Source organism: Segatella sinensis, from assembly GCF_040095255.1.
GTDB lineage: Bacteria > Bacteroidota > Bacteroidia > Bacteroidales > Bacteroidaceae > Prevotella > Prevotella sinensis.
This window is the reverse complement of sequence record NZ_JBBNGE010000105.1, coordinates 1-3,169: the sequence shown is the minus strand read 5'-3', so window position 1 is coordinate 3,169 and position 3,169 is coordinate 1. Positions and strand designations below refer to the sequence as shown.

The following is a 3,169-nucleotide window of genomic DNA, read 5'->3' as shown; positions in this document are numbered from 1 at the left end:
TATTATTGACCGTAAGTTCTTTCTCTTCAGACTAATGAAGATCTATGCCTAATCCACACACTTTTACTGGTGACCCATATCATCCTTTAAAATCAGTTAAAAAGTGGGCGCTCCTTTATAAAATTTGTGGGAAAGTTGCAGGATTCCCTCATAAAATGTGTATATTTGCAGCGTTATTCCCTCATAAAATGTGATAGAGAGGTAGAATATTCCCTCATAAAATGTGATTTAAAGTTATGGATTATGGAAAGATTAGCTATCGATGAACTTCTGAAATGGAAGAATAAACAATATCGGAAACCTCTTATTATTGCGGGTGCCAGACAGGTGGGAAAGACTTGGCTGGTGAAGGAGTTTGCCCGCCAGAATTACAAGCAGCTGGCGTATGTGAACTTTGAAGAGATGAAGATCCTGCAGAATCTCTTTGAGCAGGACTCCAATATCCCTAGAATTCTTACAGCTATTGGGGCTGCAACGAATGTAACCTGCACAGAGGGCGAAACGCTGATATTCCTGGATGAGATTCAGGCTGCTCCTCATGCTGTTACTTCCCTGAAATATTTTGCAGAGAATGCGCCGGGTTATCATGTCATAGCGGCTGGTTCTCTTCTGGGTATCGAACTGCATCAGGGGGAGTCTTTTCCTGTGGGTAAGGTGGAATTTCTCTCTCTCTATCCAATGAACTTTATCGAGTTTGTGATGGCTATGGGGGAGAAGAATCTGGCGCAGCTGCTACTGACGAAGGATTGGAATATGATATCGATGTTTGCCCCCAAGTTTCAGGAACTCTTGAAGTATTATTACTATGTGGGAGGCATGCCTGAAGCTGTATTGAGTTTTTGCCAGAATCGTGATTGGAAAGAGGTGAGAACCATACAGAAGGATATTCTGAGCAGTTATCAGAGAGATATGTCGAAGCATGCTCCATCTGAGATTATTCCCCGTATTACTGATTTGTGGAAATCCTTGCCAGCCCAGTTGAGTAAGGAGAACAGGAAGTTTATCTATGGAGTGGTGCGTGAGGGAGCAAGAGCCCGGGAGTATGAGTTGGCCTTGCAGTGGTTGCTGGATGCCGGACTGATATATAAGGTATATAATGTGAAAGCTCCCCGACTGCCGCTTGCCAGTTATGAAGACCGGGCGGCCTTCAAGATTTTCGTCCTGGATGTCGGGCTTCTAGGTGCGATGTCTAATCTCAAGGCTGCGACAATAGTGGCTGGCAACAGTATTTTTACCGAGTTTAAAGGGGCGTTGACGGAACAGTATGTTTTGCAGCAGCTCGTTCTCAGGTATGAACCATATTATTATGCCAAGACCAACAGTACTCAGGAGATTGATTTTCTGCTCCAGGATGAGGAGGACGAGATTGTTCCGCTGGAGGTGAAAGCCGAGACGAATGTCAAGGCAAAGAGCCTGCGCCAGTTTGTTGCAGACAACCGGTCAAAGAAGGCCTATCGCATCTCCATGAATGATTATCAGCAGGAAGATTGGGTTACAAACGTACCGCTCTATGCGGTAAATGGTCTCGAATTTTAGCAATAGCACCGCCCTAACTATATAAAAATAGGTAGTTAGGGCGGTGCTATCGCACTTTTTAATGTCCGTTTTCAAAACTGAAACTGCCCCCATGAGATAGGGGGAGAAGGTCGGTGAAAAACGTTGAAATAACGCTCTAATCCCAAAATTTACTATGTTTTTTGGGATTGTAATCCCAAAAATAGGTATAAATTTTGGGATTACGATTATTTTTCCTTATCTTTGCATCCGAAAGAAAGAAGGATTCATAACTTAAAAGAAAGGATATTTATGATACGTCGTCAAATACAAGATACAATTGAAGCCCGGATATTTTCCGGGAAGGCTATCATCGTGATTGGAGCCAGACAAGTGGGTAAGAGCACGCTGTTTAAAATGGTGCTCGAGAATCGTGATGAACCTACTCTTATGTTGAATTGCGATGAACCAGAAGTAAGAGAGTTGCTGGCAAAGGCAAATTCTTCTGAGTTGCGTCTGCTTATAGGCAACAATCTTATTGTTGTGATAGACGAGGCTCAACGGGTAGAGAATATCGGGATGGTTTTGAAACGAATCACGGATAATTTCCCAGATGTACAACTCTTGGTGACAGGTTCCTCCTCTTTTGAATTGCAGAATAAGCTCAACGAACCTTTGACAGGACGCAAGTTTGAGTACCATCTTTTCCCTTTTTCTACAGGAGAACTGATGAAGGCTCATGGACTGCTTAGTGTAAAACAAACATTAGAGAATCGGCTTATTTATGGTTCTTATCCAGATATCATGAATCATGAGACGGATGCAAAGGAGTTGCTGTATAATTTGTCTAACAGTTATCTGTATAAGGACTTGTTGAATTTAGAAAGTGTTCGGCGCCCAGCCCTGTTGTCCAAGCTGCTTACTGCCTTGGCACTGCAGGTTACAAGTGAAGTTTCATATAATGAGTTGGCGCAAACCGTAGGAACAGATAATAAAACGGTAGAGAAGTACATTGATTTGCTCGAAAAGTGTTATATCATATTCAAGTTGAATGGCTTTAGTCGCAACTTACGTACGGAGTTGAAACGTGCTAAGAAATTCTACTTTTATGATAATGGAATACGTAATGCTATTTTGCAAAACTTTGCACCTCTTGCTCTCCGGCAGGATGTGGGGGCTTTGTGGGAAAACTTCTTCATTAGTGAGCGAATGAAGGCCAATCAAAATGCAGGACGATATGTAAACAGCTATTTTTGGCGTACCAGCCAGCAGCAGGAGATTGATTATCTGGAGGAGTGTGATGGTCAGTTTTCCTTGTTTGAAATGAAGTGGAATCCTAAGCGTGCCAATACAAAGTTCCCGGCCTCTTTCCTTTCTGCTTATCAGGTGAAAGATAAGTGCATCGTGACGCCTGAAAATTGGATAGATTGGGTTATAGAGTGATAATGCTCCCCCTTTAATGTCCGTTTTCAAAACTGATACTGCCCCTATGAGACATTGTCTTATTTGGTTTTAATGGAGTTTCAGGAAATGTAAATCCCCAATCTGTTGAACTTTACAGATGGGGGATTTCTCAAGTGTATACATTATTCTCCTAGGATAGGCGTGAATTTGGAATTTTTGGTAAAATTCAACAGAAAGTTAACAAAAAGTTTGGTAAAGTGAAAATAAAAGC

At 42.1% G+C, this 3,169-nt stretch carries 2 protein-coding genes; both read left to right on the top strand.

Going from position 1 to position 3,169, the window contains the following annotated elements; all coding sequences use genetic code 11:
* Positions 1-243 precede the first annotated feature (243 nt).
* Complete coding sequence (locus tag AAAT87_RS15155; RefSeq protein WP_349226894.1) at positions 244-1,536, top strand: ATP-binding protein; 1,293 nt, start codon at positions 244-246, stop codon at positions 1,534-1,536.
* 270 nt (positions 1,537-1,806) lie between these two features.
* Positions 1,807-2,937 (top strand): ATP-binding protein, encoded by a 1,131-nt coding sequence (locus AAAT87_RS15150; protein ID WP_349226893.1) that lies wholly within the window; start codon positions 1,807-1,809, stop codon positions 2,935-2,937.
* Positions 2,938-3,169: the final 232 nt, after the last annotated feature.

Bases quoted from the DNA above. Each gene is read 5' to 3' on its own strand.
- AAAT87_RS15155 (WP_349226894.1), top strand. From the start codon at position 244: ATGGAAAGATTAGCTATCGATGAACTTCTGAAATGGAAGAATAAACAA.
- AAAT87_RS15150 (WP_349226893.1), top strand. From the start codon at position 1,807: ATGATACGTCGTCAAATACAAGATACAATTGAAGCCCGGATATTTTCC.